Origin of the sequence: Pseudomonas sp. TUM22785 (assembly GCF_028198105.1) — a bacterium.
Taxonomy (GTDB): Bacteria; Pseudomonadota; Gammaproteobacteria; order Pseudomonadales; family Pseudomonadaceae; genus Metapseudomonas; species Metapseudomonas solani.
Map to the genome: position 1 here is coordinate 1,128,828 of NZ_CP116239.1, position 25,194 is coordinate 1,154,021.

The following is a 25,194-nucleotide window of genomic DNA, read 5'->3' on the forward strand; positions in this document are numbered from 1 at the left end:
TGGCACGAGGACCGCTGCGCGGTCCCGGGCGAATAAATTCGCCCCTACAGGAGTTCCTACATGCCCCCCGTCATCGCCCTAATCCTCGCCGCTGGCCGTGGCACCCGCTTCGGCAGCGACAAGCGTCAGGCGCGCCTGGCCGATGGCCGCACCCTGCTGGCGGCCAGCGTGGCGCGGGCGCGGGCGGTGTTCGATGAGGTGCATGTGGTGCTGCGCCCGGAGGACGACCCGGCGGCGCTGGGCCTGCCCGACGATTGTCCGGTGATCCGCTGCGCGGACGCCGACCTGGGCATGGGCCACAGCCTGGCGGCCGGCGTGCGCGGGTTATCCACAGCCCGGGGCAGGGCCGTGGCGGTGATGCTGGGGGACATGCCCTGGCTGGCCGAGGCGACGCTGCGCCAGTTGGTGGCCCAGGCCGATGCGCAGCACATCCTGTTCCCGCTGCACCACGGCCTGCGCGGCCATCCGGTGATCTTCGGGCGCGACTTCTGGCCCGAGCTGCAACACCTCCAGGGCGACGAAGGCGCCCGTTCCGTGCTCGCCGCCCACCGCGAGGCCTGGCGGGTATTGGAGGTGGACGACCCCGGCGTGGTGCTGGACGTGGACACGCCCCAGGCCCTTGATTCGGGGCACGTACCACGGCCGTAGGCGTGCACCGACTGCCAGGGGGTGTAGGGTGGATGACGCTTCATCCATCCACCAGGTGGGTTACGGGCTGCTCAGGACTGTCCGGTGACCTTGTAGCGGAGCCCCGGTCCGGCTCCGTGTTTGTCCAGGGTTATCCACTCGCTGCGGCAACCTGCCGCGTGGCAATCGACCACAGCATTTTTCTTCAAGCGAAGCGCTACTCTTTAGCTGCTGATTGATCTGCGTCAATGCCCGACCTTTGGGTTTGCGCTTGCGGCCGATTGGGCCGCCATCTCCCTGAAACTCCACATAAAAAGAACGAATTCCCATGAGCAGCGCTCCAATTGCCGGAGTGACCTGCCCAGGGCCGTGCCCGTGAAACCAGCTATGAGGACGCCGTAATGTTCGGATTGGAGGCTCTTGATCTCGCCCGAATCCAGTTCGCCTTCACCATTTCCTTCCACATCATCTTTCCGGCCATCACCATTGGCCTGGCGAGTTACCTGGCGGTATTGGAAGGCTTGTGGCTGAAGACCAACCGGGAGGTCTATCGCGACCTCTATCACTTCTGGTCGAAGATTTTCGCCGTCAACTTCGGCATGGGCGTGGTGTCCGGCCTGGTGATGGCCTATCAGTTCGGCACCAACTGGAGCGCCTTCTCCGACTTCGCCGGCTCGGTCACCGGGCCGCTGCTGACCTACGAGGTGCTCACCGCATTCTTCCTCGAGGCCGGCTTCCTCGGCGTGATGCTGTTCGGCTGGAACCGCGTCGGGCCGGGCCTGCACTTCTTCTCCACGGTGATGGTGGCCATCGGCACGCTGATCTCCACCTTCTGGATCCTCGCCTCCAACAGCTGGATGCAGACGCCCCAGGGCTTCGAGATCATCGATGGCCGGGTGATCCCCACCGACTGGTTCGCGGTGATCTTCAACCCGTCCTTCCCCTATCGCCTGGCGCACATGGCCACCGCGGCCTTCCTCGCCACGGCCTTCTTCGTCGGCTCCTCGGCGGCCTGGCACCTGCTGCGCGGGCGTGACAACCCGGCGATCCGCCAGATGCTCTCCATGGCCATGTGGATGGCCCTGCTGGTGGCGCCGATCCAGGCGTTCATCGGTGACCTGCACGGCCTCAACACCCTCAAGCACCAGCCGGCGAAGATCGCCGCGATGGAAGGGCACTGGGACAACAGCAGTGGCGAGGCGACCCCGCTGATCCTCTTCGGCTGGCCGGACATGGAGCGCGAGGAAACCCGCTTCAAGGTGGAGATTCCCTACCTCGGCAGCCTGATCCTCACCCACAGCCTGGACAAGCAGGTGCCGGCGCTGAAGGACTTCCCCAAGGAAGACCGGCCCAACTCCACCATCGTCTTCTGGTCGTTCCGCATCATGGTCGCCCTGGGCCTGCTGATGATCCTGGCCGGCGTCTGGAGCCTGTGGTTGCGCTGGCGCGGCGGGCTGTTCACTTCGCGGCCGTTCCTCTACCTGTGCCTGTGGATGGGGCCGTCCGGGTTGATCGCCATCCTCGCCGGCTGGTTCACCACCGAGATCGGCCGCCAGCCCTGGGTCGTGTATGGGCTGATGCGCACCGCCGACGCCTCGTCGAACCACAGCTTCGCGCAGATGAGCCTCACCCTGATCATGTTCGTGGTGGTGTACTTCGCCGTGTTCGGCGCCGGCTTCAGCTACCTGCTGCGCCTGGTGCGCAAAGGGCCGAAGACCGATGAAGGCAAGGAGCAGGGCATCGGTGGCCCTGGCCAGAAACGCACGCCGGCACGGCCGATCTCGGCCGCCGACGAGAACATGGACGACGATGACGCCAGTGGCGACGACCTGGGCGCGAGGAATTGAACATGGGCATCGACCTTTCTCTGATCTGGGCAATCATCATCGTCTTCGGCGTGATGATGTACGTGGTGATGGACGGCTTCGACCTGGGCATCGGCATCCTCTTCCCTTTCGTCAAGGACGACTCCGAGCGCGACGTGATGATGAACACCGTGGCGCCGGTGTGGGACGGTAACGAGACCTGGCTGGTGCTGGGCGGGGCAGGGCTGTTCGCGGCCTTCCCGCTGGCCTACTCGGTGGTGCTCAGCGCCCTCTACCTGCCGCTGATGTTCATGCTCATCGGCTTGGTGTTCCGGGGCGTGGCCTTCGAGTTCCGCTTCAAGGCCAAGGAGCACAAGCGCCACATCTGGGACAAGGCCTTCATCGGCGGCTCCCTGGCGGCGACCTTCTTCCAGGGCGTGGCCCTGGGGGCCTTCATCGAAGGCATCCCGGTGGAGAACCGCCAGTTCGCCGGCGGTGGCCTGGACTGGCTGGCACCCTTCCCGATCTTCAGCGGCCTGGGGCTGGTGGCGGCCTATGCGCTGCTCGGCTGCACCTGGCTGATCATGAAGACCGAAGGCCGCCTGCAGGAGCAGATGCACGACATGGCCCGGCCGCTGGCCCTGGTGCTGCTGGCGGTGATCGGCATCGTCAGCATCTGGACCCCGCTGTCCCATGGCGAGATCGCCCAGCGCTGGTTCAGCCTGCCCAACCTGTTCTGGTTCCTGCCGGTGCCGCTGCTGGTGCTGGTGACCTTCTTCTACCTGCTGCGATCGGTGGCGAACTACGACAACATCAAGCCCTTCGTGCTGACCCTGATCCTCATCTTCCTCGGCTACAGCGGCCTGGGCATCAGCCTGTGGCCGAACATCGTGCCGGGCTCGCTGAGCATCTGGCAGGCCGCCGCGCCGCCGCAGAGCCAGGGTTTCGCGCTGGTGGGGGCGCTGTTCATCATCCCCTTCATCCTCGTGTACACCGCCTGGAGCTACTACGTGTTCCGCGGCAAGGTCACCCCGGACCAGGGCTACCACTAGTGGACAGGAGAGCGACCATGGCTGTGGATAACCCCGAGAAGAAGCCCCTGTGGCAACGCCTGGGCTGGCTGCTGGCGATCTGGACCGGCAGCGTCCTGGCGCTGGGCGCCGTGTCCTACCTGCTGCGGCTGTTCATGAATGCGGCGGGGCTGAGCACGCCCTGAGCCGGGACAAGATGCCGGCTCGGCTCCGATGGTGGACCCGCGATCCTTATGACTGCGCTGTCGGGGTGCACCCGACCTACGGTTGAGCGACTCCCTGCGGTACCAGGGAGCGCAGGACGGTAGGGTGGATGTCGCTTTTTACATCCACCAGCGATGCCCGGTCTGGCTCCGATGGTGGACCGGTGAAGCGGGGTCCACCCTACGCGACGGTCAGCTCGTGCAGGGCGGGTGGAACCCGCGATCCTTATGACGACGATGTCGGGTTGCACCCGACCTACGGTTAAGCGACTCCCCGCGGTACCAGGGAGCGCAGGACGGTAGGGTGGATGTCGCTTTTTACATCCACCAGCGATGCCCGGTCTGGCTCCGATGGTGGACCGGTGAAGCGGGGTCCACCCTACGCGACGGTCGGCTCGTGCAGGGCGGGTGGAACCCGCGACTCCCCGCAGCACCAGGGAGCGCAGGACGGTAGGGTGGATGTCGCTTTTTACATCCACCAGCGATGCCCGGTCTGGCTCCGATGGTGGACCGGTGAAGCGGGGTCCACCCGCAACGGTCGGCTCGTGTAGGGCGGGTGGAACCCGCGAATCCCGACGGCGGGTGCCCGATTGAATCGCGCCCCTACTTGGTGGCCTTGAGGATCACGAACTTGGGTGTGGCGGCGACCTGTTCGACGCCGCGGTACAGGCGCTTGAGCTTGGCGTGGTAGCCCAGGTGGCGGTTGCCGACTATCCACAGCTCTCCGCCGGTGACCAGTGCATCGCGTGCCTGGACGAACATGCGCCAGGCGAGGAAGTCGCCCACCACCTGCTGCTGGTGGAAGGGTGGGTTGCACAGCACCAGGTCCAGCGAAGCCGCCGGTTGTTCGGCGAGGCCGTCGCCGGGGCGGATGTCCACCGGGCGCTCGCCCAGGGCGATGCGCCAGTTATCCACAGCCGATTGCACGGCCATGTACGACTCGTCCACCAATGTCAGTTGCGCTGCCGGGTTGGCCAGGGCGTAGGCGATGCCGAGCACGCCGTTGCCGCAGCCCAGGTCCGCCACGCGAGTGGCGTCCAGGCGCTTGGGCAGGTGCGGGAGGAAGGCGCGGGTGCCGATGTCCAGGCCCTCGCGGCAGAACACGTTGGCGTGGTTGAGCAGCTCGATGCGCGGCTTTTCCAGCAGGTAGCGGGTGGGGTAGGGCGAGCGGGCGCGCGGTCGGTCCGCCTGTGTGGCCACCAGCAGGCGGGCCTTTTTCACCGCCAGCGAGGCCTGCATCGGGCCGATGTATTTCTCCAGCAGGTCGCCGGCGGCGTGGGGCAGGTGCTTGACCATGCCGGCGGCCACCACCGTGGCGCCGGGCGCCAACTGGCCTTGCAGGCGGATCAGCTGTTCTTCCATCAGGGCCAGGGTCTTGGGCACGCGGATCAGCACCCGGTCGAATGGCCCCTCGACTATTTCATTTGCCGGCACGAAGCGCAGCGCGTCGGCGGCCAGGCCGTTACGCGCGAGGTTGCGCTGCAGGCCGAGGAAGCCCAGGTGCGAGTCGCCGCTGCTGGTGACCCGCACATGGGGCGCGAGGCTGGTGGCCAGGGCGCCGAAGCTGTCGTTGAGCACCAGCACCCGGGTGGCGGCGTCGGGCGCCTGCTCATGCAGGTGGGCGAGCAGGTATTCGTCGGCGGCGTCGAACGCCTGCAGCGGGTCGTTCGGCTGGTCGGGAACACGGACCAGGTCGAGCTGGCCGAAGGGGGTGAGCAGTTGGGGCATCGGGAACTCTGGACTCGGATGAAGGCGAAGATTCTGCTGGAAGTGAGAGCTGGTTTGGATTAGCGGTGCTTGTTTATTGATCAGTTTTGACTAACAATCCACGCCGCTGATTTCGGCCCGCCATCCCATGGCGATTCTCTCCGCCGGAACAGCTCCAATAATAACCAGGCATCTGGCATTTCTCTGCCCTGAACGACCTGGTACGCCGTAAAAACGGTGCGTACCCGCTGGTTGGGAGCGGGCGTTCCACCGAAAAAACCTTATTCCAGACGGAGCCGACGCGCATGGCGCGGGCTTCGCCGTTGCCATTTGCACAGGTGTATACATGTACAAGTCTCTGTTCGGGGCGCTCTTCGCTTCGCTCATGGTCCTTTCCAGCTCCGCACTGGCCGAGGAGCCGATCCTCATCAAGTTCTCCCACGTGGTGGCCGAGGACACGCCCAAGGGCAAGGGCGCGCTGCTGTTCAAGAAGCTGGTGGAGGAGCGCCTGCCCGGCAAGGTGAAGGTCGAGGTCTACCCGAACTCCAGCCTGTACGGCGACGCCGACGAGATCCAGGCGCTGCAGAAGGGCGAGGTGCAGATGCTGGCGCCCTCGCTGTCCAAGTTCGAGGCCTATACCAAGCAGCTGCAGGTGTTCGACCTGCCCTTCCTGTTCGACGACCTCGAAGCCGTTAAGCGCTTCCAGAAGCGTGACAAGAGCCGTGAGCTGCTGCGCTCCATGTCCAAGCAGGGCATCTATGGCCTGGGCTACTGGAACAACGGCATGAAGGTGCTGACTTCCAACCGCGAGCTGCGCAAGCCTGAAGACGCCAAGGGCCTGGCCTTCCGTATCCAGCCGTCCTCCGTGCTCGACGCACAGTTCGGCCTGCTCGGCGCCAAGACCGTGAAAATGCCCTTCGCCGATGCCTTCAAGGCCCTGCAGGCGGGCACCATCCAGGGCACCGAAGGCCCCTGGTCGAACATCGCCAGCCAGAAGGTCGACACCGTTCAGCCGTTCATCATGGAAACCAACCATGGCTCGCTGAACTACATGCTGATCACCAGCCACAAGTTCTGGATCAGCATTCCCTACGAGACCCGCACCGAGCTGGAAGCCATCATCGAGGAAGTCACCTTCGCGGTGAACAAGGATGCCGAGGCGATGAACCTGAAGGACCGCGAGCGCGTCATCGCCGCCGGCAAGACCAAGGTCGTCACCCTCACCCCCGAGGAGCGCGATGCCTGGCGCCAGGCCCTGATGCCGCTGTGGAAAACCTACGAAGCGGAGATCGGCGCCGACGTGCTGCGCGCCGCCCAGACCGTCAACCGCAAGCACTGATCGGTCTATAGCCACAACGCGCGCGGGTGTTTCCCGCGCGCGCTTTGCGGGACACTGGCAGGGTTCCAGCGACAAGGAGCCCGCAATGAGCGCCAGCGAAGAGAAGTTCACCCGCCAGACCCTGCTCGACGTCCAGACCCTGACGCCGAGCCTGTTCACCCTGCGCACCACCCGTGACCCCGGCTTCCGCTTCCGCGCCGGCCAGTTCGCCCGCCTGGGCGTGACCAAGGCCGATGGCAGCACCGTGTGGCGCGCCTATTCCATGGTGTCTGCGCCCCATGACGAGCACCTGGAGTTCTTCTCCATCGTGGTGCCCGGCGGCGAGTTCACCAGCGAGCTGAGCCGCCTCGCCGAGGGCGACACCCTGCTGATCGACAAGCAGGCCTTCGGCTTCCTTACCCTTGATCGCTTCATCGACGGCCGTGACCTCTGGCTGCTGGCCACCGGCACCGGTGTCGCGCCCTTCCTGTCGATCCTCCAGGACCTGGAAGTGTGGCAGCGCTTCGAGCGCATCCTGCTGGTGTACAGCGCACGGTACGAAAGCGAGCTGGCCTACCAGCCGTTGATCGCCGGGCTCAAGGAGCTGGAGCACCTGGAAGGCGTCGCCGACAAGCTGACCTACATCCCCGTGGTCACCCGCGAGCAGGTACCGGGTGCGCTGAACGGGCGCATCACCACGCTGATCGAGAACGGTGAGCTGGAGCGCGCCGCCGGCCTGGCGCTGACCCCCGAGCATTCGCGGGTGATGCTCTGCGGCAACCCGCAGATGATCGAAGACACCCGCGCGGTGCTGAAGGCCCGCGACATGAACCTGGCCCTGACCCGCAAGCCCGGGCAGGTGGCGGTGGAGAATTATTGGTAGAAGACGTTGACCCAGCGAGCGTTCGTAGGATGGCGTAGAGCGAAGCGAAACCCATCGATGCGAGGTAAGGCATGGGTTCGGTGCCGGCCTACCAGCATGGGTTTCGCACGGCTCGCGGAGCGCCGCCCGACCCATCCTACGACACAGGGTTTCGCACGGTTCACGGAGCGCCGCCTTACCCCTCACATCTCCACATCCCCTCGATTCGCACAGCCGCCGTCGCAACGGCCGGGGCAGCTGCAGCCGGTGCTGCTGCGCCCGGTGGCGCGTTCCATGCGCCGGGCCACGGGGTCGTCGTCGGCGAAGGGCAGCATGGTGGCTTCGTCGATCTGCCGCTGGCTCTTGCCACCCAGGCTGAACTGGGTGGCGACGTAGAAGAACACCAGGGTGCCCAGGGACAGCAGGCCGTAGAAGGTATCCGTGTCCATGCCCGTCTCCTCAGGCCGTGGCGCCGAGCGCGTGCCGTTCGGCCTGGGGCGCCTTCAGGGTGCGCCAGGTGTTATAGGCCATCAGCAGCATGCCGCTGAGGAAGAACACCCCGCCGATGAAGCGCACCAGGAAGCCCGAGTGGCTGGCCTCCAGGGATTCGACGAAGGAGTAGGTGAGGGTGCCGTCGTCGTTGATGGCGCGCCACATCAGGCCCTGGGTGATGCCGTTGACCCACATCGAGGCGATGTAGAGCACGGTGCCGATGGTGGCCAGCCAGAAGTGCGTGTTGATCAGGCCGACGCTGTACATGCGCTCGCGACCGAAGATCTTCGGGATCAGGTGGTAGAGCGAGCCGAAGGTGATCATCGCCACCCAGCCGAGGGCGCCGGCGTGCACGTGGCCGATGGTCCAGTCGGTGTAGTGGGAGAGGGCGTTGACCGTTTTGATCGCCATCATCGGCCCCTCGAAGGTGGACATGCCGTAGAAGGCCAGCGAGACGATGAGGAAGCGCAGGATCGGGTCGTCGCGCAACTTATGCCAGGCACCGGAGAGGGTCATCATGCCGTTGATCATGCCGCCCCAGCTGGGCGCCAGGAGGATGATCGACATCGCCATGCCCAGGCTCTGGGCCCAGTCCGGCAGGGCGGTGTAGTGCAGGTGGTGCGGGCCGGCCCAGATGTACAGGGTGATCAGCGCCCAGAAGTGAACGATGGACAGGCGGTAGGAGTAGACCGGGCGCCCGGCCTGCTTGGGGATGAAGTAATACATCATCCCGAGGAAGCCGGTGGTGAGGAAGAAGCCCACCGCGTTGTGCCCGTACCACCACTGCACCATGGCATCGGTGGCGCCGCTGTACAGCGGGTAGGACTTGAACCAGCTCACCGGGATGGCCATGTGGTTGACCACGTGGAGCATGGTGGTGACCAGGATGAAGGCGCCGAAGAACCAGTTGCCCACATAGATGTGCGGGGTGCTGCGCTTCATCACCGTGCCGAAGAACACCACCGCGTAGGCGACCCAGACGATGCCCATCCACACGGCGCCGGTGAATTCCACCTCGGCGTATTCCTTGGTGGTGGTCAGGCCCTGGGGCAGGGTGACCAGCAGGCAGACGATCAGCGCCTGCCAGCCCCAGAAGGTGAAGGCCGCCAGGCCGTCGCCGAACAGTCGCGCCTGGCAGGTGCGCTGCACGGTGTAGTAGCTGGTGGCGAACAGCGCGCTGCCGCCGAAGGCGAAGATCACCAGGTTGGTGTGCAGCGGGCGCAGGCGGCCGAAGCTGGTCCAGGGCAGGTCGAGATTGAGCTGCGGCCAGACCAGCTGGGCGGCGATGAACACGCCCAGGCCCATGCCGACCACGCCCCAGACGACGGTCATGATCGCGAACTGACGAACCACCCGGTAGTTGTAGGTGGGCTCCTGTGTTGCAGTGCTCATGGCGAAACCTTTCGATTGCAAGGAAGGGGGTGCCAGTACGGGGGCTGGCAGGGTCGTCACTCTAGGAAGGCGAGCCAAAACAAAACAGGCTCAGATCATTGAGGTTTTTGGGTATCAGATCAGGGCCGATCGGATGGCTGACAGATGGAGAAAGGCCGCCAGGCGATGCTCATCTGATCCGGTTTTAGATCGCACATCTGCGGCTGTTTCTGCTGCGCGGGTCCGTCCATAGTTGCACCTCGTTGTTCCGCCCCCGGTGCAGGGGCGGATGCCTGACCCGAGGAGCCTTGCATGTATCGATACGACGACTACGACCACGCGCTCGTGCGTGAGCGCGTGGCGCAGTTCCGCGACCAGGTGGCGCGGCGCATGAGCGATGAGCTGAGCGAGGAGGAGTTCCTCCCGCTACGCCTGCAGAACGGCCTGTACATGCAGAAGCACGCCTACATGCTGCGCGTGGCCATCCCCTACGGCACCCTGGCCTCGGGCCAGCTGCGCACCCTGGCCGGCATCGCCCGCGACCACGACCGCGGCTACGGCCACTTCACCACGCGGCAGAACATCCAGTTCAACTGGATCGAGCTGGCCGAGGTGCCGGACATCCTCGAACGCCTGGCGGAGGTGGAGATGCACGCCATCCAGACCTCCGGCAACTGCGTGCGCAACATCACCACCGAAGCCTTCGCCGGGGTGGCCGCCGACGAGCTGCTGGACCCGCGCCCGCTGGCGGAAATCCTCCGCCAGTGGTCCACCATCAACCCCGAGTTCCTCTTCCTGCCGCGCAAGTTCAAGATCGCCATCTCCGCCTCCGGGGAAGACCGCGCGGCCATCCAGATGCACGACATCGGCCTCTACCTGTACCGCGACGCGGCGGGCGAGATGTGCCTGCGGGTGCTGGTGGGGGGCGGTCTGGGGCGCACGCCGATCCTCGGGTTGCAGATCCGCGATGGCCTGCCCTGGCAGCACCTGCTGTCGTACGTCGAGGCCATCCTGCGGGTGTACAACCGCCACGGCCGGCGCGACAACAAGTACAAGGCGCGGATCAAGATCCTGGTCAAGGCGCTGGGTATCGAGGCCTTCTCCCGCGAAGTGGAGGCTGAGTGGGAGCACCTGCGCGACGGCCCGGCCCAGCTCACCGCCGATGAGTACCAGCGGGTGGCCGCGGCCTTCGATGCGCCGGTGTACGAAACCCTCGACGACGTCGACCTGAATTTCGGCAGCCAACTGGCCAGCGACCCGGCCTTCGCCCGCTGGTGCTCGCGCAACCTGCAGCCGCACAAGGTGCCCGGCTACGCCGCCGTGGTGCTCTCCACCAAGCCCGGGGTCGACGCGCCGCCGGGTGACGTCACCGCCGCGCAGATGGAGGCCGTGGCCGACTGGGCAGACGCGTTCGGCTTCGGCGAGATACGCATCGCCCATGAACAGAACCTGGTGCTGCCCGATGTGCGCAAGCGCGACCTGCACGCGCTCTGGTCGCGGGCGGTGGCCGTTGGCCTGGCCACGCCGAACATCGGTCTGCTGACCGACATCATCGCTTGCCCTGGCGGCGACTACTGCGCCCTGGCCAACGCCAAGTCGATCCCCATCGCCCAGGCCATCCAGCAGCGTTTCGAAGACCTCGACTACCTGCACGACCTGGGCGAGCTGAGCCTGAACATCTCCGGCTGCATGAACGCCTGCGGCCACCACCACATCGGCAACATCGGCATCCTCGGTGTGGATAAGGGCGGCAGCGAGTGGTACCAGATCACCCTCGGCGGCGCCCAGGGCATGGCCGCTGCGCTGGGCAAGGTGATCGGTCCCTCGTTCAGCGCCGCCGAGGTCCCGGAGGTGATCGAGCGCATCGTCGCCACCTATGTGGATTACCGCGAGCTGGAGGAGCGCTTTGTCGACACCGTCGGGCGCATCGGCATCGAGCCTTTCAAGGAACGGGTCTACGTGCGTGAGCAGGTGCCGGCATGAACAACCTCATCCGCCTGCTCGACGATGAACCGCAGTTGATCGCGGACGACCCCTGGACCCTGGTGCGCGAGGCGGGCGAGGCGCTGCCCGACGGGCGGCTGATCCTGCCGCTGGCACTGTGGCGCGAGCGTGATGGCCGGGACGGCCTGCTGCTGCAACCGGACGACGAGGTGGAGGCACTGGGGCCGCTGCTGACCGATGCGCTGCCGCTGATCGCCGTGGACTTCCCCAGCTTCCGCGACGGCCGCGGCTACAGCCAGGCCTACCTGCTGCGCAGCCGCCTGGGCTGGCACGGCGAGCTGCGTGCGGTGGGCGATGTGCTGCGCGACCAGCTCTCGCACATGCGCCAGTGCGGCTTCGATGCCTTCGCCGTGCGCGAGGACAAATCCGTCGTCGATGCGCTCAAGGGGCTGGCCGGGGTCAGCGTGCTCTATGGGCGTTCGGTGATCGAGCCGCGGCCCCTGTTCCGGCGGCGCTAAGCAAGTTCGTACACGATTAGTAAAAATTCCCCGATTAAACGGCGTGCATTCATGTCCTAGGATGCTCGTCCGTTTTTTTGATCCGGAACCCAATGGACAGCGACAGTTGTAAACCACCCCCGAGTACCCAGGGCGTGGCCCCTTCCTCCCCCGGCGCCAGCGCGCGCCAGACCCGAGCGTGGCAGCGTGCCGCGCGATCTTCCCGCATGCCGAACCGCCTGCAGCGCCCCGTTAGCGCCGATGCAGCCTTCGCGCGTGCCCGTCTTTCGCCCGGGAGTGCCTGAGCATGGAATGGATAGCCGACCCCACAGCCTGGCTGGGCCTGCTGACGCTGATCGTGCTGGAGATCGTCCTCGGCATCGACAACCTGGTGTTCATCGCCATCCTCGCCGACAAGCTGCCCCCCGAGCAGCGTGACCGCGCACGCCTGATCGGCCTGTCGCTGGCGTTGATCATGCGCCTGGGCCTGCTGGCCAGCATCTCCTGGCTGGTGACCCTGACCGAACCGCTGTTCGAGGTGTTCGGCCAGGCCTTCTCCGGCCGTGACCTGATCATGTTGTTCGGTGGTGTGTTCCTGTTGTTCAAGGCCACCATGGAGCTGCACGAGCGCATCGAGGGCCATACCCACCACCAGAGCGGCAGCCGCACCTACGCCATGTTCTGGCCAGTGGTGGCGCAGATCGTCGTGCTGGACGCGGTGTTCTCCCTGGACGCGGTGATCACCGCCGTCGGCATGGTCGAGCACCTGGAAGTGATGATGATCGCCGTGATCATCTCCATCGGCCTGATGATCGTCGCCAGCAAGCCGCTGACCGCCTTCGTCAACGCCCACCCCACGGTGATCATGCTGTGCCTGGGCTTCCTGATGATGATCGGCTTCAGCCTCACCGCCGAAGGCCTGGGCTTCCACATTCCCAAGGGCTACCTGTATGCGGCCATCGGTTTCTCGATCCTCATCGAGATGGCCAACCAGACGGTGCGCTGGCGACGCAAGCGCAAGCTGCAGGGCAGCCGTGGCCTGCGTGAGCGCACCGCCCATGCGGTGCTGCGCCTGCTCGGCGGCCGTGGCGTGGATGCCGGCGAAGTGGGCGATGACATCGCCGACATGCTCAAGGACGGCGAGGGCGACACCGCGGTGTTCGACCGCCGCGAGCGGGTGATGATCAGCGGCGTGCTGCACCTGGCCGAGCGCTCGATCCGCACCGTGATGACCGACCGCGCACGGGTCAACCGCATCGACCTGGGCGAGACCCGCGAGCAGATCCACCAGGCCCTGCTGCAGGCGCCCCACTCGCGCCTGGTGGTGATCCGCGATGGCGCGGTGGACGAGCCCCTGGGCTACCTGCACAAGAAGGAGCTGTTCAAGGAACTGCTGCGCGGCGAGGAGCCGGACCTGGAATCCCTGCTGCGCGCGCCGGTCAACCTGCCCGAGAGCGTGTCGGTGCTGGGGGCCCTGGAGCAGATGCGCGAGGCCTCCACCCACATCGCCTTCGTGGTCAACGAGTTCGGCGGCTTCGAGGGCCTGGTGACCATGACCGACATCCTCGAGTCCATCGCCGGCCAGCTGCCCGACGCCAGTGAGAGCGAAGGCCCGGACATCGAGCCGAGCGCGGGGGGCTACAAGGTCAGCGGTGCGGTGAACCTCGCCGTGTTGCGTGAGCGCCTGGGCTTCCGCGCCCGTCCCACGGACGACTACCAGACCCTGGCGGGCCTGGCCATGAGCCTGCTGGACCGCCTGCCCATGGTGGGCGACCGCCTCGAGGTAGAAGGTTGGGAGCTGCAGGTGACCGAGGTGCGTGAGCGCCGGGTCAACCGCCTGCTGCTGAGGCCGGTCGAGGAGACGGGCTGAGTCTGAAACGTAAACGGCGCCATCGGGCGCCGTTTTCATGTTTGCGAAGACAATCCGGTCAGGGCTGCTTGTCCTGCTGCTGCGATTTGAGCAGGTCGCGGATTTCGGTCAGCAGCACTTCCTCCGGGGTGGGGACCGGCGGGGCGGAGGGGGCTACGGCTTCTTCGCGCTTGAGTTTGTTGATGGCCTTCACGCCCATGAAGATGGCGAAGGCGACGATGACGAAGTCGAGCACCGTCTGGATGAACTTGCCGTAGCTCAGCACCACCGCTGGGATATCGCCCTGGGCGGCCTTGAGGGTGATGGCCAGGTCAGTGAAGTCGACGCCGCCGATCAGCAGGCCGATGGGGGGCATGACCACGTCGCCGACGAAGGACGAGACGATCTTGCCGAAGGCCGCACCGACGATGATGCCCACCGCCATGTCGACCACGTTGCCTTTCACCGCGAAGGCTTTGAATTCGTTCAATAGGCTCATGTACCGCTCCCTTGGGTCTGGTTATGGGCTGAAAGTGTAACCGAGTGTTCTGACCCTGCCATCTCAGCGATGTTGCGGTTCCACGTGCCGGTACAGGCTGCAGAAATCGGCGTGGACGCGGCTGTCCACCGGTTTTTCCACCCTCACGCCGGTGGCGGGGTAGCGGTTCAGCAATACCTTCGGCCGCACCGGGCGCGGGTAGAAACCGCCGCCGCAGTTGGGGCAGACGTTCTCCAGGCGCTCGGCACAGGCGGCGCAGAAGGTGCACTCGAAGGAGCAGATGCGTGCATCGGCGCTCGATGGCGGCAGGGGGCGGGAACAGGCTTCACAGCTAGGGCGCAGCTCCAGCATCGGGGGTTCTCCTCGGTCAGGCGGACCATCCTAGTGCTTCCAGGGGCCGGCGCACAGCCACGACTGTTCACTGAAAACCTCCCGGTGGTGCATCGGCCGGCGACATCGCGGCTGCTTGGTCTAGCCTCAAGGGAGTTTTCGCCAGTGAGGAGCCCGACCATGCCGCTCGAACATCACCCCCTGGACCGCGAGTTCCCCGAACATCGCGACACGATGCGCGAAATGCTCCAGCACAACGTGCATTTTTCCCGTCTGGCGCAGGAGTACCAGCGCCTCGACGCCCGCATCTATGAAGTGGAGGACGGCAAGCACGCCCTCGATGACCTCGCCCTGCACAGCCTGAAAATGCAGCGGGTGGCCCTGAAGGACGAGATCGCCCAGCTGCTGAAGAGCCATTGAGGCGTTGATCGGCGTCAAAACGGCGGGGAGGCGCGCTGGGTAGTCTGGCGCCCATTTCCCCTTCCGGAGCCGTCGCCATGACCGTCTACGACACCCTTCCCAATGCCGCCCCCGAGCGTGACCGCAAGGCCCTGTACGAGGCGCGCCGCGCCGAAGAGCGCACGGCGCGCCTGCGCGAGCAGTACGAGCTGCTGGAGAAGCGCATCGGCCGCATCGAGCAGGGCAGCGAGCCGCTGGACGGTTCCAGCCTCCAGGCCCTGCGCATGCGCCGCGATGGCCTGCTGCAGAATCTGCAGGCGCTCAAGGCGCCGGAGCGCAAGGAAGGCTGCTGCGGCTGCGGGCGCGCCTGCAAGGGTTGATCCGCTATCATGCGGGCTTTCGTCTGACGGAGTCCGCTGATGGCCAAGGCCAAGCGCATGTACGGCTGCACCGAGTGCGGCTCGACCTTCCCCAAATGGGCCGGCCAGTGCGGCGATTGCGGGGCCTGGAACACCCTGGTTGAAACCGTCATCGACGGCGCCGCGCCCCCCAGCGGGCGCGCCGGCTGGGCCGGTGGCCAGGCGCAGATCAAGACCCTGGCCGAAGTCAGCGTCGAGGAAATGCCGCGCTTTTCCACCGCCTCCGCCGAGCTCGACCGCGTACTCGGTGGTGGCCTGGTGGACGGCTCGGTGGTGCTGATCGGCGGCGACCCCGGCATCGGCAAGTCCACCATTCTGTTGCAGACCCTGTGCAACATCGCCTCGCGCTTCCCCGCGCTCTATGTCACCGGTGAGGAATCCCAGCAGCAGGTCGCCATGCGCGCCCGCCGCCTCGGGCTGCCGGAAGACAAGCTCAAGGTGATGACCGAGACCTGCATCGAAAGCATCATCGCCACCGCCCGGGTGGAGAAGCCCAAGGTGATGGTGATCGACTCCATCCAGACCATCTTCACCGAGCAATTGCAGTCCGCCCCTGGCGGCGTGGCCCAGGTGCGCGAGAGCGCGGCGCTGCTGGTGCGCTATGCCAAGCAGAGCGGCACGGCGATCTTCCTCGTCGGCCACGTGACCAAGGAAGGCGCCCTGGCGGGCCCGCGCGTGCTGGAGCACATGGTCGACACCGTGCTGTATTTCGAGGGCGAGTCCGATGGCCGCCTGCGCCTGCTGCGGGCGGTGAAGAACCGCTTCGGCGCGGTCAACGAACTGGGCGTGTTCGGCATGACCGACAAGGGCCTGAAGGAGGTTTCCAACCCGTCGGCGATCTTCCTCACCCGTGCCCAGGAAGCGGTGCCCGGCAGCGTGGTCATGGCTACCTGGGAAGGTTCGCGGCCGATGCTGGTGGAGGTGCAGGCCCTGGTGGACACCAGCCACCTGGCCAACCCGCGCCGGGTCACCCTGGGCCTGGACCAGAACCGCCTGGCCATGCTGCTGGCGGTATTGCACCGCCACGGCGGCATTCCCACCCACGACCAGGATGTGTTTCTCAACGTGGTGGGCGGGGTCAAGGTGCTGGAGACGGCGTCCGACCTGGCGCTGATCGCGGCGATCATGTCGAGCCTGCGCAACCGCCCGCTGGAGCATGACCTGTTGGTGTTCGGCGAGGTGGGCCTGTCGGGCGAGGTGCGCCCGGTACCGAGCGGCCAGGAGCGCCTGAAGGAGGCGGGCAAGCACGGCTTCAAGCGCGCCATCGTGCCCAAGGGCAACGCCCCGAAGGAGGCGCCCCCGGGGCTGCGGGTGATTGCGGTGACGCGCCTGGAACAGGCGCTGGATGCCCTGTTCGAGTGACCCCTACTTCTCTACCAGGGCGGCGAGGTCACGTTCCAGCAGGTCCTCGTCGCCGAGGTTGAGTTCCACCAGGCGGCGCAGGTGGGCGATGGAATCCAGGTCGATGTGCTGGCAGACGAAGCCCAGCTGGTCCTTCTGGACGCGGGTCAGCACGACTTCCATGCGCACCTGGGTGTCGCCGCTGAGGCGGACGGTGGCGAGGAATGGCTGGTCCGGATCGCCGTTCCAGTTGCTCGGGCGTTCCACCAGCAGGCCCTTCAGGGAAATGTCCTGCAGCTCGACGTTCCAGCGACGCTCGTCCTGGGCGATCTCTGTGGCGGCATCGAACGCGATGCGGTGGAAGCGTCGGCGCTCGTTGTCTGTGTCACTCATGGCGTGGCTCCTGCTCAATTCACACAACTATAGACAAGGCTCGGGGCTGCCGCTCATCGGGAACGGCGGCGCCACAGCCAGGTTCCGGCGGCACCCAGCAACAGCGCGGCGCCGGCGACGAGGCCGTACCTGATGGAGTAGAACCCGTCGCGCACGGCCTGTTCACGTTCTTCCCACAGGCGGCCGTGGGCGCTCTGGAAGTCCGGCTCCTCGCAGTTCATGCCGAAGTTGCCCGCCCATTCCACGAAGGGGCCGTGCTCGACGTAGCGCCGGTAGATGGCCTGGGTACGGCCGAGGTCGGTGTACTGGATCCAGCCGCTGCCCTTGCACAGCACGGCGGCGAAGGCCTGGCTGGTATGGGGCAGGTCGTCGGCGGCGCGCTCGGTGAGGTCGGCGGCGACCCAGCGGTAGTGGTAGCGCACATTGGGCTGGGCCAGGTTGGCGTTCTGCCGCTGCACTTCGTCCGCGGAAAGCAGCCCGCCGGCCTGCAGCGGGTTCACCTGGGTGAAGGCGAAGTTGCCGCCCAGAACGTGGAAGTCCGGGGACATCTCGTAGCCCAGCAGCTCCATGCCCTGCCGGCGGGCCAGGCGGGCGGCGGTGTAGTAGGCCTCGGCGCGGCCGATGCCGGTCCAGCGGCTTTGCGCCTGTTCGCGGGCCTGGCCGTATTCAAGGGCGGCGGCGCGCAGCTCGTCGCTCTCGAAATAGGCCGGGGCTTCGTCGTAGCGGCCTTCGCGCAGCAGGCGGCGGCCCAGCAGCTCGCGCAGGGAGGCGGCCACCGGTTGCGGGCGATAGGCGTCGCGGTCTTCCTGGGTTTGGGGGGGCGGCGCGACGACCTTGGCGTCCACGTAGCCCTTCAGCTCGTCGAGGGTGAGCACCCGCTCGGCCACGGCGGCGGCATCCATCCAGTAGATCTCGCCGCTGCGGTAGAGGTTGTCGAAAGCCTCCAGGTAGTCGCCGCGCTGCAGCGCGAGGATGGCGCTCTCGCCTTCCACCCGGCAGCGCGGCGTGATGGTTTCCCACTCCCAGCCGGCGGTGCGTCGGGCGCCCCATTTCTCGTCCTCGGGGAAGGCCTTGGCGGCCCGGGCGTAGGCTTCGGCGGCGCGCGGGGTGTCGCCGGCACGCAGGGCCAGCTTGGCCCGCAACCACCAGGCGAGGCCGCTGTCCCCGGCCTTGGCCAGGAAGCGTCCGGCATCGTCGTAGCGGCCGACGCGGTAGGCGAGCGCGGCGAGGCGGTCGGCGTTGGGCAGTTCGGCGGCGTCGAGGGCCATCAGCAATTCGGCCAGGTGCTGCTCGCCGTTGGGCTGTTCGTCGTAGAACCAGCCGATCCGGGTGAGCAGGCGCACCGTCAGCAGTTGTTGCACCTCGGGCACCGCCAGCAGCGGCACCAGTTGCTCGTCGGGCATGCGCGCCAGCTCCCCGCTCAGTTGGCGCAGGGAGCTGTAGCCGGTGTTGGAGTGCAGCGTCGCCTGGTTGGCGTAGAGGCGGATGGCCTCGCCCCAGTCGCCGGCCTCCTTGGCCAGCAGGGCTTCCTCGCCGAGGCTGGCGGCGGCCAGCTCCAGCGGGTCGTCGAAGCCCTCGATGGCCAGTGTGCGGGTGAGGCGGAAGGCCTCCCTGGCGGCTTCGGCATTGGCGTGCAGGCGCTGGGTGATTTCCTCGTCGCTGAGCACTTCGTCGCTGGCGGACAGGGCCCGGCTGCTGGCGGCCAGGGTGCGGCCCATGGAGTAGGCGGCCCAGGTGCTGCGGGTCCGGCGCTCGGCGTCCGGCAGCGCGAGGACGCGGCGGAAGTAGTCGACGGCCAGCGCAGGGTCGCCCTGGAAGGCTACGGCACCGGCGGTGTAGAGGCGGATTTCGGCGGGCAGGTCCTGGCCTTCCGCTTCGGCCCGCTGGGCGTCATCGAGGCCGCGCAGGGCCTGCACGCGCTGCCACATCGCTTCGCCCAGCTCGCTTTTCTCGCGCTCGTCACGCTGCTGCAGGTAGGCGCCGTTGTCCTCCTCCCAGCGCGGTACCAGGCTGGCCTCGGTGACCTGCTTGAGCCCGGGGATGGGCGGTGCCAGGCGGCTGATCTCGAAGGCGAAGTTGCCTTCGGGCAGTTCGGCCAGGCTGTTGGCGCGGTCGTCCAGCAGGCGCATGGAGAAGTCCGGGCCGCAGGCCAGGGCGCTGCCGAGCGGCAGGGCGAGGGCGATGGCCAGGGCGAGACGGGCAGGGCGACGCTCAGGGGCGTACATGGATTCCTCCTTGATCGAGTTCGGAGCAGCGGGCCCAGCCCAGCGCACGGCGCTGGCCGGCGGCGAGTTCGGCGGCGGCCTGGCGCTCCAGCACCAGGCCCGTGTCGCTGCGTTGCATGCGGTAGCCGGGCAGGGCGTCGAAGGCCTGGCAGTCCCGGGCGGCGATGTCCAGCCGCTGCGGCAGCGGGCCGGGGGCATTGCCGGTATTGGTGAGGCTGAGTTCGCGCAGGTCATCGCCCCGTGGGCGTTCCACCTGGACGGCCAGTGCCGCCGCCAGGGGCTCGCCCCGGGCCACGGCGCGCAGGGTCGCCAGGGGCCAGGCGCGGCGATCGCCCGGTAGGGGCAGACGGAACCAGATGAGCCCGGCGAGGTGGGCGGGGCGTTCATCCCGCAGGCGTTGTACCAGGGCGGCGACCTGCTGCGGGTCGGCGCTGAGTTCGCGGCGTTCGCCGGCCAGGTTCAGCGGCGCTTCGCTTTCCACCTGGGCGCCGCTGGCACTGCTGATGAGGCCGGCACCGTAGGCGGGCAAGGCGAGCAGGAAAGGACGCTCGCTGCGTTCGGCCCAACGCTGGGCCCAGGCGAACGCCTTGTCGGCATCGAACAGCCCCTGCTCCGGAGCGCTGACGCCGTGGACCTGCAGCACGCTGCCGTCCACTTGGGCCAGCAGTGCGTCAAGCTCCGGGCTGGACAGCCAGGCGGGCAGGGCGGTGATGCCCAGGCGCAGGCCCGGTGGCAGGGCCTGGCGCAGCTCGGCGAGGAAGCGGGTGTAGCCGGGCAGGCGCGCGCTGGCGCAATCGTGGTCGATCTCCAGCGCCTGGGGGGTGAGGCCGGCGGCCTGCCAGTCGGCGAGCAGCGCGGTGATTTCCTCCCGTGCCCGTTGTGCGTCCAGTTGCGGCAGCTGGCCGTCGAGGCGTACCACCGCCACCAATGGCCGGCCATCGGCGCGCAGCAGCGGGGCGTCGACGCGGATGCGCGACCAGCCGGCACCGGGGTGGGCCTGCAGGGCGAGCACGCGCAGGGTGGAGAAGTCGGCGTGGCTGGCGGCGAGCGCTTCGGCGTGGACGGGCAACCATTGGCGCTGCCAGACGTAGAGTTGCTGGTCGAAGGGCAGGGACGCCTCTTCGCGGCAGCCGCCGGTCAATGCGAGTAGGAAGAAGAGGGCCGCGATCCAGCGGCGGGGGAGGCCGTACATGGTCTTCATCGTGACGTGGCCCGGGCGCGAGGCCCGTTCGCGGCGGATTAGACGCCCAATCCGCAAGGCCGGCAAGGGCTGCCCGCCAACTTCGTCACATCCCCGCAAGCGGCATGGTCATTGGGCGCACGGCAGGGCCGCCTGGTTTGACAGTTCGCCAAGTGTCGCCAAAGCTGCTTAGGCGGATTTACCCCTATTGATGATTGTGGAGTGCAGCTAATGGACAACCGACTGCTGGTCAAAGGCGTGATTGTGGGACTTCTGAGCGTGGGTAGCGTGGCGGCACATGCCGATGCTGCCGGTGGTAACGGCTGCGGCTGGGGCAACATGCTGTTCGAAGGTCAGCGCGGCTTCGCACCGCACTTCCTGGCCACTACCACCAACGGCACCTCGGGCAACGCCACCTTCGGCATGACCTCCGGTACCAACGGCTGCGATGTCGGCGCCAAGATCGGCTACGGCGGCCGCTCGATGCTGGCCATGAACGGCATGCTCGACAACATCGCCGAAGACATGGCCCAAGGCCAGGGCGAAGCGCTGGACGCCTACGCCACCCTGCTGGGCGTGGAACAGGGCGACCGCGCCCACTTCGCCAAGATCGCCCAGGAGAACTTCTCCACCATCTTCTCTGCCCCGGACGTGACCGGCGAGCAGGTGCTGGCCAACACCCTGGAAGTGATGAGCCGCGACCAGCAACTGGCGCGCTACGCCAAACAGCCGGCCTGATCGGCCGCAGTAACGAAGAAGCCGGGCGATGCCCGGCTTTTTCATGCCCGGTGATCAGGCGGCTTGGCCGAAATGTCGGGTTGCACCCGACCTACCCAGGCATCGGACCCAGCGCGCAGATAGACCTGTCTGGACACAGGTGGGCGTAGGGTGGGCCGGGCGGCGCTCCGCTTCAGCCCACCGCTTTCCCTGTCCTCCACTCCGCCTGGTGGAGGTAAAAAGCGACCTCCATCCCACTCAGCGGTCATGCCCATGCACGGGGGCTGGCAGGGCACGCTCCATGCCCCGGATAGACCCCGTCCAACCACCCCGGCGACAGTGGCCGAAGGCTCTAGACCAAGGTCTGACTTCAGTTTCGCCGGGGAGCGGCTAAGCTTGTGCGGCAGCTTGTCTGTCTATCCATTCGGAGTTCCCTATGAACAATAACAATAGCGTCACGCGCCACCTGCCCTGGGCAGTGCTGGCGGTGGTCGGCGCATGTGCCTTGGGTGTGGTCGCACTACGCCGCGGCGAGGCGATCAACGCCTTGTGGATCGTGGTCGCAGCCGTTGCCCTTTACCTTGTCGCTTACCGCTACTACAGCCTGTTCATCGCCACCAAGGTGATGCAGCTGGACCCGACCCGCGCGACCCCCGCGCTGCTCAACAACGACGGCCTGGACTACGTCCCGACCAACAAGCACATCCTCTTCGGTCACCACTTCGCCGCCATCGCCGGCGCCGGTCCGCTGGTGGGCCCGGTACTTGCGGCGCAGATGGGCTATCTGCCCGGCACGCTCTGGCTGATTGCCGGCGTGGTGCTCGCCGGTGCGGTGCAGGACTTCATGGTCCTGTTCATCTCCACCCGTCGCAACGGCCGCTCCCTGGGCGAGCTGGTGCGTGAGGAGATGGGCCAGATACCCGGCACCATCGCGCTGTTCGGCGCCTTCCTGATCATGATCATCATCCTCGCGGTGCTCTCGCTGATCGTGGTCAAGGCCCTGGCCGAGAGCCCCTGGGGCATGTTCACGGTGATGGCGACCATCCCCATCGCGATGTTCATGGGCATCTACATGCGCTACATCCGCCCGGGCCGTATCGGCGAGATTTCGCTGGTGGGCGTGGTGCTGTTGCTGCTGTCGATCTGGCTCGGTGGCCAGGTGGCCGCCGACCCGGTCTGGGGCCCGGCCTTCACCTTCACCGGCGTGCAGATCACCTGGATGCTGATCGGCTACGGTTTCGTCGCCGCCGTGCTGCCCGTGTGGCTGGTGCTGGCGCCCCGTGACTACCTGTCGACCTTCCTCAAGATCGGCACCATCATCGCCCTGGCCATCGGCATCCTGGTGACCATGCCCGAGCTGAAAATGCCGGCGCTGACCCAGTTCGTCGACGGCACCGGCCCGGTGTGGAAGGGCGGCCTGTTCCCCTTCCTGTTCATTACCATCGCCTGTGGCGCGGTTTCCGGCTTCCATGCGCTGATCAGCTCCGGCACCACGCCCAAGCTGCTGGCCAACGAATCCCATGCCCGTTACATCGGCTACGGCGGCATGCTGATGGAATCCTTCGTCGCCATCATGGCCATGGTCGCCGCCTCGGTGATCGAGCCGGGCGTGTACTTCGCCATGAACAGCCCGCCGGCCGTAGTCGGCACCGACGTCGCCAGCGTGGCGGCCACCGTCAGCAGCTGGGGCTTCACCATCACCCCCGAGGTGCTCGAAGCCACTGCCCGTGACATCGGCGAGCACACCATCCTGGCCCGTGCCGGCGGTGCGCCGACCCTCGCCGTGGGTATCGCGCAGATCCTCCACCAGGTGTTGCCGGGCGAGAACACCATGGCGTTCTGGTACCACTTCGCGATCCTCTTCGAGGCGCTGTTCATCCTCACCGCGGTGGACGCCGGTACCCGTGCCGGGCGCTTCATGCTGCAGGATCTGCTGGGCAACTTCGTGCCGGCGCTGAAGCGCACCGAGTCCTGGACCGCCAACGTCATCGCCACCGCCGGCTGCGTGGCCATGTGGGGCTGGCTGCTGTACCAGGGCGTGATCGACCCATTGGGCGGCATCAACACCCTGTGGCCGCTGTTCGGCATCTCCAACCAGATGCTCGCCGGTATCGCCCTGATGCTCGGCTGCGTGGTGCTGATCAAGATGAAGCGCCAGCGCTACGTCTGGGTCACTCTGGTGCCGGCCACCTGGTTGCTGATCTGCACCACCACCGCGGGCCTGATCAAGCTGCTCGACCCGAACCCGGCGGTGGGCTTCCTGGCCCTGGCCAAGAAGTACAGCGACGCCGCCGACGCCGGCCAGATCCTGGCCCCGGCCAAGGACATGGCGCAGATGCAGCACGTGATCTTCAACGCCTACACCAACTCGACCCTGACCGTGCTCTTCCTCTTCGTGGTCCTCAGCATCCTGTTCTACGCCATCAAGGTGGGACGCAGGGCCTGGGCCAAGCCGGAGCGCACCGACAAGGAATCGCCCTTCCAGCCGATCCCGGATGCCTGAGGAGTGAACGCGCATGTTCAATGACCTGAGCCGCATGGGTAAGTACCTGGGGCAGGCCGCGCGCATGCTGGTCGGCATGCCCGACTACGACAACTACGTCGAGCACATGCGGGGCAAGCACCCGGACAAGCCGGTGATGAGCTACGAGGAGTTCTTCCGCGAGCGCCAGGAGGCGCGCTACGGTGGCGGCAAAGGGCGGCCCATCCGCTGCTGCTGAACCTACCCCGCCAAGCTACTGCGCTTGGCATCTTGGGTGCGGGCAGTGCTCGGAATCCTCATGTACTGGAGTACATTGCGGTTCCTGTGCGCTGGTCGCCCCCAACCTGCCTGCGCTCGCGACGCTTGGCGAGGCAGGTTGAGGTACAACAGCGCCACGACTCGTCGTGGCGCTGTTCTTTCTGTTCAGCGAACCGCTGAAATCCCCATGACCCATTTCCCGGATGGGTCTCCGCCACATCGAGGAATGCCCTGATGTCCGCACACCTCCCCATCCCCGTCACCGTGCTCAGCGGCTTTCTCGGCGCCGGCAAGACCACGCTGCTCAAGCACATCCTCAAGGCCGGGCACGGCCTGAAGATCGCGGTGATCGAAAACGAATTCAGCGAGACGCCCATCGACGGCCAACTGCTCGGCAGCGAGCCGGTGCAGGTGATGACCCTGGCCAACGGCTGCGTCTGCTGCTCCATCCACGTCGAGCTGGAGAAGGCCCTGTACCTGTTGCTGGAGCGCCTGGACGCCGGCGAGCTGGCCTTCGACCGCCTGGTGATCGAGTGCACCGGCCTGGCCGACCCGGCACCCGTGGCGCAGACCTTCTTCGCCGACGAGGAGCTCTGCGAGCGCTACGTGCTGGACGGCATCATCACCCTGGTGGACGCCGCCAACGCCGAGCGCCACCTGGCCGAGACCATCGCCCAGGCCCAGGTCGGTTTCGCCGATCGCATCCTGGTGAGCAAGCGCGACCTGGTGGACAACGCCCACTTCGAGGCCCTCAGCCAGCGGCTGTCACGGATCAACCGCCGCGCGCCGATCCGTGTGGTCGACCACGGCCGCATCGACCTGGCCGAGCTGCTCGACGTGCGCGGCTTCAACCTCAACGCCGACATCGGCTCCGGCCTGAGCCTGCGCCCGCTGACCCCGGCCGGCTCCACCGACCGAATTTCCACCCTGGTGCTGAAGAGCGACAAGGCGCTGGACCTCGACAAGCTCAGCACCTTCATGGAAGGCCTGCTGGAAGAGCACGGCAATGCACTGCTGCGCTACAAGGGCGTGCTGGATATCGCCGGCGAGGACCGGCGCATGGTGTTCCAGGGGGTGCTGCGCCTCTACGGCTTCGACTGGGACAGCGAGTGGGCGGAGGGCGAGTCGCGCGAGAGCGTGATCGTGTTCATTGGCGATGGCTTGCCGGAGGAGCGCATCCGCGCCGGTTTCGCCGAGGTGCAGGCCTGAAAGGGTGACTCGCAGGGTTGGAATGCAGACGAAAAG

Annotated in this window: 24 protein-coding genes and 1 other RNA gene; 17 read left to right on the forward strand and 8 right to left on the reverse strand. The window is 66.7% G+C overall.

Going from position 1 to position 25,194, the window contains the following annotated elements:
• The first annotated feature begins 60 nt into the window (after positions 1-60).
• From PI990_RS05335 to PI990_RS05350, 4 genes are all read left to right on the forward strand, one after another.
• A complete protein-coding gene (locus PI990_RS05335; protein ID WP_271660015.1) occupies positions 61-648 on the forward strand; it encodes a nucleotidyltransferase family protein in 588 nt (195 codons plus the stop codon).
• A 380-nt stretch (positions 649-1,028) separates the two neighbouring features.
• Positions 1,029-2,474, forward strand: a complete 1,446-nt coding sequence (locus PI990_RS05340; protein WP_021218808.1) for a cytochrome ubiquinol oxidase subunit I — start codon at positions 1,029-1,031, stop codon at positions 2,472-2,474.
• A gap of 2 nt (positions 2,475-2,476) precedes the next feature.
• Positions 2,477-3,484 (forward strand): cytochrome d ubiquinol oxidase subunit II, encoded by a 1,008-nt coding sequence (gene cydB / locus PI990_RS05345; protein ID WP_184492091.1) that lies wholly within the window; start codon positions 2,477-2,479, stop codon positions 3,482-3,484.
• A gap of 17 nt (positions 3,485-3,501) precedes the next feature.
• On the forward strand, positions 3,502-3,648 hold the full coding sequence (locus PI990_RS05350) for a DUF2474 domain-containing protein (RefSeq protein WP_021218806.1): 147 nt from the start codon (positions 3,502-3,504) through the stop codon (positions 3,646-3,648).
• Positions 3,649-4,269: 621 nt separating this feature from the next.
• Here the strand turns inward: PI990_RS05350 and PI990_RS05355 are convergent.
• Positions 4,270-5,394: a methyltransferase gene (locus PI990_RS05355; RefSeq protein WP_271660016.1), complete on the reverse strand. Its 1,125-nt coding sequence runs from the start codon at positions 5,392-5,394 to the stop codon at positions 4,270-4,272.
• 325 nt (positions 5,395-5,719) lie between these two features.
• Between PI990_RS05355 and PI990_RS05360 the strand changes: the two genes are divergently transcribed.
• Both PI990_RS05360 and PI990_RS05365 read left to right on the forward strand, forming a co-directional pair.
• Positions 5,720-6,712: a TRAP transporter substrate-binding protein gene (locus PI990_RS05360; protein ID WP_271660017.1), complete on the forward strand. Its 993-nt coding sequence runs from the start codon at positions 5,720-5,722 to the stop codon at positions 6,710-6,712.
• Between the two features lie 85 nt (positions 6,713-6,797).
• Entirely contained in the window at positions 6,798-7,574 is a 777-nt protein-coding gene (locus tag PI990_RS05365; RefSeq protein ID WP_271660018.1) for a ferredoxin--NADP reductase, read from the forward strand.
• Positions 7,575-7,756: 182 nt separating this feature from the next.
• Here PI990_RS05365 and PI990_RS05370 read toward each other — a convergent pair whose 3' ends face one another.
• Positions 7,757-8,002 (reverse strand): cbb3-type cytochrome oxidase subunit 3, encoded by a 246-nt coding sequence (locus PI990_RS05370; protein WP_021218802.1) that lies wholly within the window; start codon positions 8,000-8,002, stop codon positions 7,757-7,759.
• Between the two features lie 10 nt (positions 8,003-8,012).
• Positions 8,013-9,437 carry a cytochrome-c oxidase, cbb3-type subunit I gene (gene ccoN, locus PI990_RS05375; protein WP_021218801.1) on the reverse strand — a complete coding sequence of 475 codons (1,425 nt, stop codon included), beginning with the start codon at positions 9,435-9,437 and terminating at the stop codon, positions 8,013-8,015.
• Between the two features lie 291 nt (positions 9,438-9,728).
• Here ccoN and PI990_RS05380 point away from each other — a divergent pair, with 291 nt between their 5' ends.
• From PI990_RS05380 to PI990_RS05390, 3 genes are all read left to right on the forward strand, one after another.
• Positions 9,729-11,399, forward strand: a complete 1,671-nt coding sequence (locus PI990_RS05380; protein ID WP_271660019.1) for a nitrite/sulfite reductase — start codon at positions 9,729-9,731, stop codon at positions 11,397-11,399.
• Positions 11,396-11,878: a DUF934 domain-containing protein gene (locus PI990_RS05385; protein WP_043244491.1), complete on the forward strand. Its 483-nt coding sequence runs from the start codon at positions 11,396-11,398 to the stop codon at positions 11,876-11,878. Before PI990_RS05380 ends, PI990_RS05385 begins: the two co-directional genes overlap by 4 nt.
• A 286-nt stretch (positions 11,879-12,164) precedes the next feature.
• Positions 12,165-13,727, forward strand: coding sequence for a TerC family protein (locus tag PI990_RS05390; protein WP_271660020.1), 1,563 nt, complete (start codon positions 12,165-12,167; stop codon positions 13,725-13,727).
• A gap of 58 nt (positions 13,728-13,785) precedes the next feature.
• Here the strand turns inward: PI990_RS05390 and mscL are convergent, their stop codons facing one another.
• Together mscL and PI990_RS05400 are read right to left on the reverse strand one after the other, a co-directional pair.
• On the reverse strand, positions 13,786-14,205 hold the full coding sequence (gene mscL / locus PI990_RS05395) for a large-conductance mechanosensitive channel protein MscL (protein WP_263403961.1): 420 nt from the start codon (positions 14,203-14,205) through the stop codon (positions 13,786-13,788).
• Positions 14,206-14,268: 63 nt separating this feature from the next.
• The gene (locus PI990_RS05400) at positions 14,269-14,556 is read right to left on the reverse strand and encodes a DUF1272 domain-containing protein (RefSeq protein WP_271660021.1); all 288 of its coding nucleotides are present in this window, start codon (positions 14,554-14,556) and stop codon (positions 14,269-14,271) included.
• Positions 14,557-14,715: 159 nt separating this feature from the next.
• Here PI990_RS05400 and PI990_RS05405 point away from each other — a divergent pair, with 159 nt between their 5' ends.
• The 3 genes from PI990_RS05405 (at position 14,716) to radA (ending at position 16,715) form a co-directional block, all read left to right on the forward strand.
• Positions 14,716-14,955 (forward strand): YdcH family protein, encoded by a 240-nt coding sequence (locus PI990_RS05405; protein WP_043244487.1) that lies wholly within the window; start codon positions 14,716-14,718, stop codon positions 14,953-14,955.
• A 77-nt stretch (positions 14,956-15,032) separates the two neighbouring features.
• Positions 15,033-15,314: a YdcH family protein gene (locus tag PI990_RS05410; RefSeq protein ID WP_021218794.1), complete on the forward strand. Its 282-nt coding sequence runs from the start codon at positions 15,033-15,035 to the stop codon at positions 15,312-15,314.
• 39 nt (positions 15,315-15,353) lie between these two features.
• Complete coding sequence (gene radA, locus PI990_RS05415) at positions 15,354-16,715, forward strand: DNA repair protein RadA (RefSeq protein ID WP_021218793.1); 1,362 nt, start codon at positions 15,354-15,356, stop codon at positions 16,713-16,715.
• 3 nt (positions 16,716-16,718) lie between these two features.
• On the opposite strand, the gene PI990_RS05420 is transcribed toward radA, so the two are convergent.
• The 3 genes from PI990_RS05420 to PI990_RS05430 are packed head-to-tail and all read right to left on the reverse strand — an operon-like array spanning position 16,719 to position 20,504.
• The gene (locus PI990_RS05420; RefSeq protein WP_021218792.1) at positions 16,719-17,087 is read right to left on the reverse strand and encodes a PilZ domain-containing protein; all 369 of its coding nucleotides are present in this window, start codon (positions 17,085-17,087) and stop codon (positions 16,719-16,721) included.
• A gap of 53 nt (positions 17,088-17,140) precedes the next feature.
• Positions 17,141-19,312, reverse strand: coding sequence for a hypothetical protein (locus PI990_RS05425; protein WP_271660022.1), 2,172 nt, complete (start codon positions 19,310-19,312; stop codon positions 17,141-17,143).
• Positions 19,299-20,504 (reverse strand): DUF3142 domain-containing protein, encoded by a 1,206-nt coding sequence (locus tag PI990_RS05430; RefSeq protein ID WP_271660023.1) that lies wholly within the window; start codon positions 20,502-20,504, stop codon positions 19,299-19,301. Before PI990_RS05430 ends, PI990_RS05425 begins: the two co-directional genes overlap by 14 nt.
• Positions 20,505-20,723: 219 nt before the next feature.
• Between PI990_RS05430 and PI990_RS05435 the strand changes: the two genes are divergently transcribed.
• The 5 genes from PI990_RS05435 (at position 20,724) to yjiA (ending at position 25,158) form a co-directional block, all read left to right on the forward strand.
• A complete protein-coding gene (locus PI990_RS05435; RefSeq protein WP_021218789.1) occupies positions 20,724-21,230 on the forward strand; it encodes a DUF3015 domain-containing protein in 507 nt (168 codons plus the stop codon).
• Between the two features lie 415 nt (positions 21,231-21,645).
• The gene (locus PI990_RS05440; protein ID WP_271660024.1) at positions 21,646-23,712 is read left to right on the forward strand and encodes a carbon starvation CstA family protein; all 2,067 of its coding nucleotides are present in this window, start codon (positions 21,646-21,648) and stop codon (positions 23,710-23,712) included.
• 13 nt (positions 23,713-23,725) lie between these two features.
• Positions 23,726-23,929: a YbdD/YjiX family protein gene (locus tag PI990_RS05445; RefSeq protein ID WP_021218787.1), complete on the forward strand. Its 204-nt coding sequence runs from the start codon at positions 23,726-23,728 to the stop codon at positions 23,927-23,929.
• 60 nt (positions 23,930-23,989) lie between these two features.
• A non-coding RNA gene (locus PI990_RS05450) (sX9 sRNA) lies at positions 23,990-24,064 on the forward strand.
• 119 nt (positions 24,065-24,183) lie between these two features.
• Entirely contained in the window at positions 24,184-25,158 is a 975-nt protein-coding gene (gene yjiA / locus PI990_RS05455) for a GTPase (RefSeq protein WP_271660025.1), read from the forward strand.
• The last annotated feature ends 36 nt before the right edge of the window (positions 25,159-25,194 follow it).

Coding starts and splice junctions, on each gene's coding strand:
- PI990_RS05425 (WP_271660022.1), bottom strand. CDS start 19,312: ATGTACGCCCCTGAGCGTCGCCCTGCCCGTCTCGCCCTGGCCATCGCC.
- PI990_RS05365 (WP_271660018.1), top strand. CDS start 6,798: ATGAGCGCCAGCGAAGAGAAGTTCACCCGCCAGACCCTGCTCGACGTC.
- PI990_RS05445 (WP_021218787.1), top strand. CDS start 23,726: ATGTTCAATGACCTGAGCCGCATGGGTAAGTACCTGGGGCAGGCCGCG.
- PI990_RS05390 (WP_271660020.1), top strand. CDS start 12,165: ATGGAATGGATAGCCGACCCCACAGCCTGGCTGGGCCTGCTGACGCTG.
- yjiA (WP_271660025.1), top strand. CDS start 24,184: ATGTCCGCACACCTCCCCATCCCCGTCACCGTGCTCAGCGGCTTTCTC.
- PI990_RS05335 (WP_271660015.1), top strand. CDS start 61: ATGCCCCCCGTCATCGCCCTAATCCTCGCCGCTGGCCGTGGCACCCGC.
- PI990_RS05420 (WP_021218792.1), bottom strand. CDS start 17,087: ATGAGTGACACAGACAACGAGCGCCGACGCTTCCACCGCATCGCGTTC.
- radA (WP_021218793.1), top strand. CDS start 15,354: ATGGCCAAGGCCAAGCGCATGTACGGCTGCACCGAGTGCGGCTCGACC.
- PI990_RS05440 (WP_271660024.1), top strand. CDS start 21,646: ATGAACAATAACAATAGCGTCACGCGCCACCTGCCCTGGGCAGTGCTG.
- PI990_RS05385 (WP_043244491.1), top strand. CDS start 11,396: ATGAACAACCTCATCCGCCTGCTCGACGATGAACCGCAGTTGATCGCG.
- PI990_RS05430 (WP_271660023.1), bottom strand. CDS start 20,504: ATGTACGGCCTCCCCCGCCGCTGGATCGCGGCCCTCTTCTTCCTACTC.
- PI990_RS05340 (WP_021218808.1), top strand. CDS start 1,029: ATGTTCGGATTGGAGGCTCTTGATCTCGCCCGAATCCAGTTCGCCTTC.
- ccoN (WP_021218801.1), bottom strand. CDS start 9,437: ATGAGCACTGCAACACAGGAGCCCACCTACAACTACCGGGTGGTTCGT.
- cydB (WP_184492091.1), top strand. CDS start 2,477: ATGGGCATCGACCTTTCTCTGATCTGGGCAATCATCATCGTCTTCGGC.
- PI990_RS05435 (WP_021218789.1), top strand. CDS start 20,724: ATGGACAACCGACTGCTGGTCAAAGGCGTGATTGTGGGACTTCTGAGC.
- PI990_RS05370 (WP_021218802.1), bottom strand. CDS start 8,002: ATGGACACGGATACCTTCTACGGCCTGCTGTCCCTGGGCACCCTGGTG.
- mscL (WP_263403961.1), bottom strand. CDS start 14,205: ATGAGCCTATTGAACGAATTCAAAGCCTTCGCGGTGAAAGGCAACGTG.
- PI990_RS05380 (WP_271660019.1), top strand. CDS start 9,729: ATGTATCGATACGACGACTACGACCACGCGCTCGTGCGTGAGCGCGTG.
- PI990_RS05355 (WP_271660016.1), bottom strand. CDS start 5,394: ATGCCCCAACTGCTCACCCCCTTCGGCCAGCTCGACCTGGTCCGTGTT.
- PI990_RS05405 (WP_043244487.1), top strand. CDS start 14,716: ATGCCGCTCGAACATCACCCCCTGGACCGCGAGTTCCCCGAACATCGC.
- PI990_RS05360 (WP_271660017.1), top strand. CDS start 5,720: ATGTACAAGTCTCTGTTCGGGGCGCTCTTCGCTTCGCTCATGGTCCTT.
- PI990_RS05400 (WP_271660021.1), bottom strand. CDS start 14,556: ATGCTGGAGCTGCGCCCTAGCTGTGAAGCCTGTTCCCGCCCCCTGCCG.
- PI990_RS05410 (WP_021218794.1), top strand. CDS start 15,033: ATGACCGTCTACGACACCCTTCCCAATGCCGCCCCCGAGCGTGACCGC.
- PI990_RS05350 (WP_021218806.1), top strand. CDS start 3,502: ATGGCTGTGGATAACCCCGAGAAGAAGCCCCTGTGGCAACGCCTGGGC.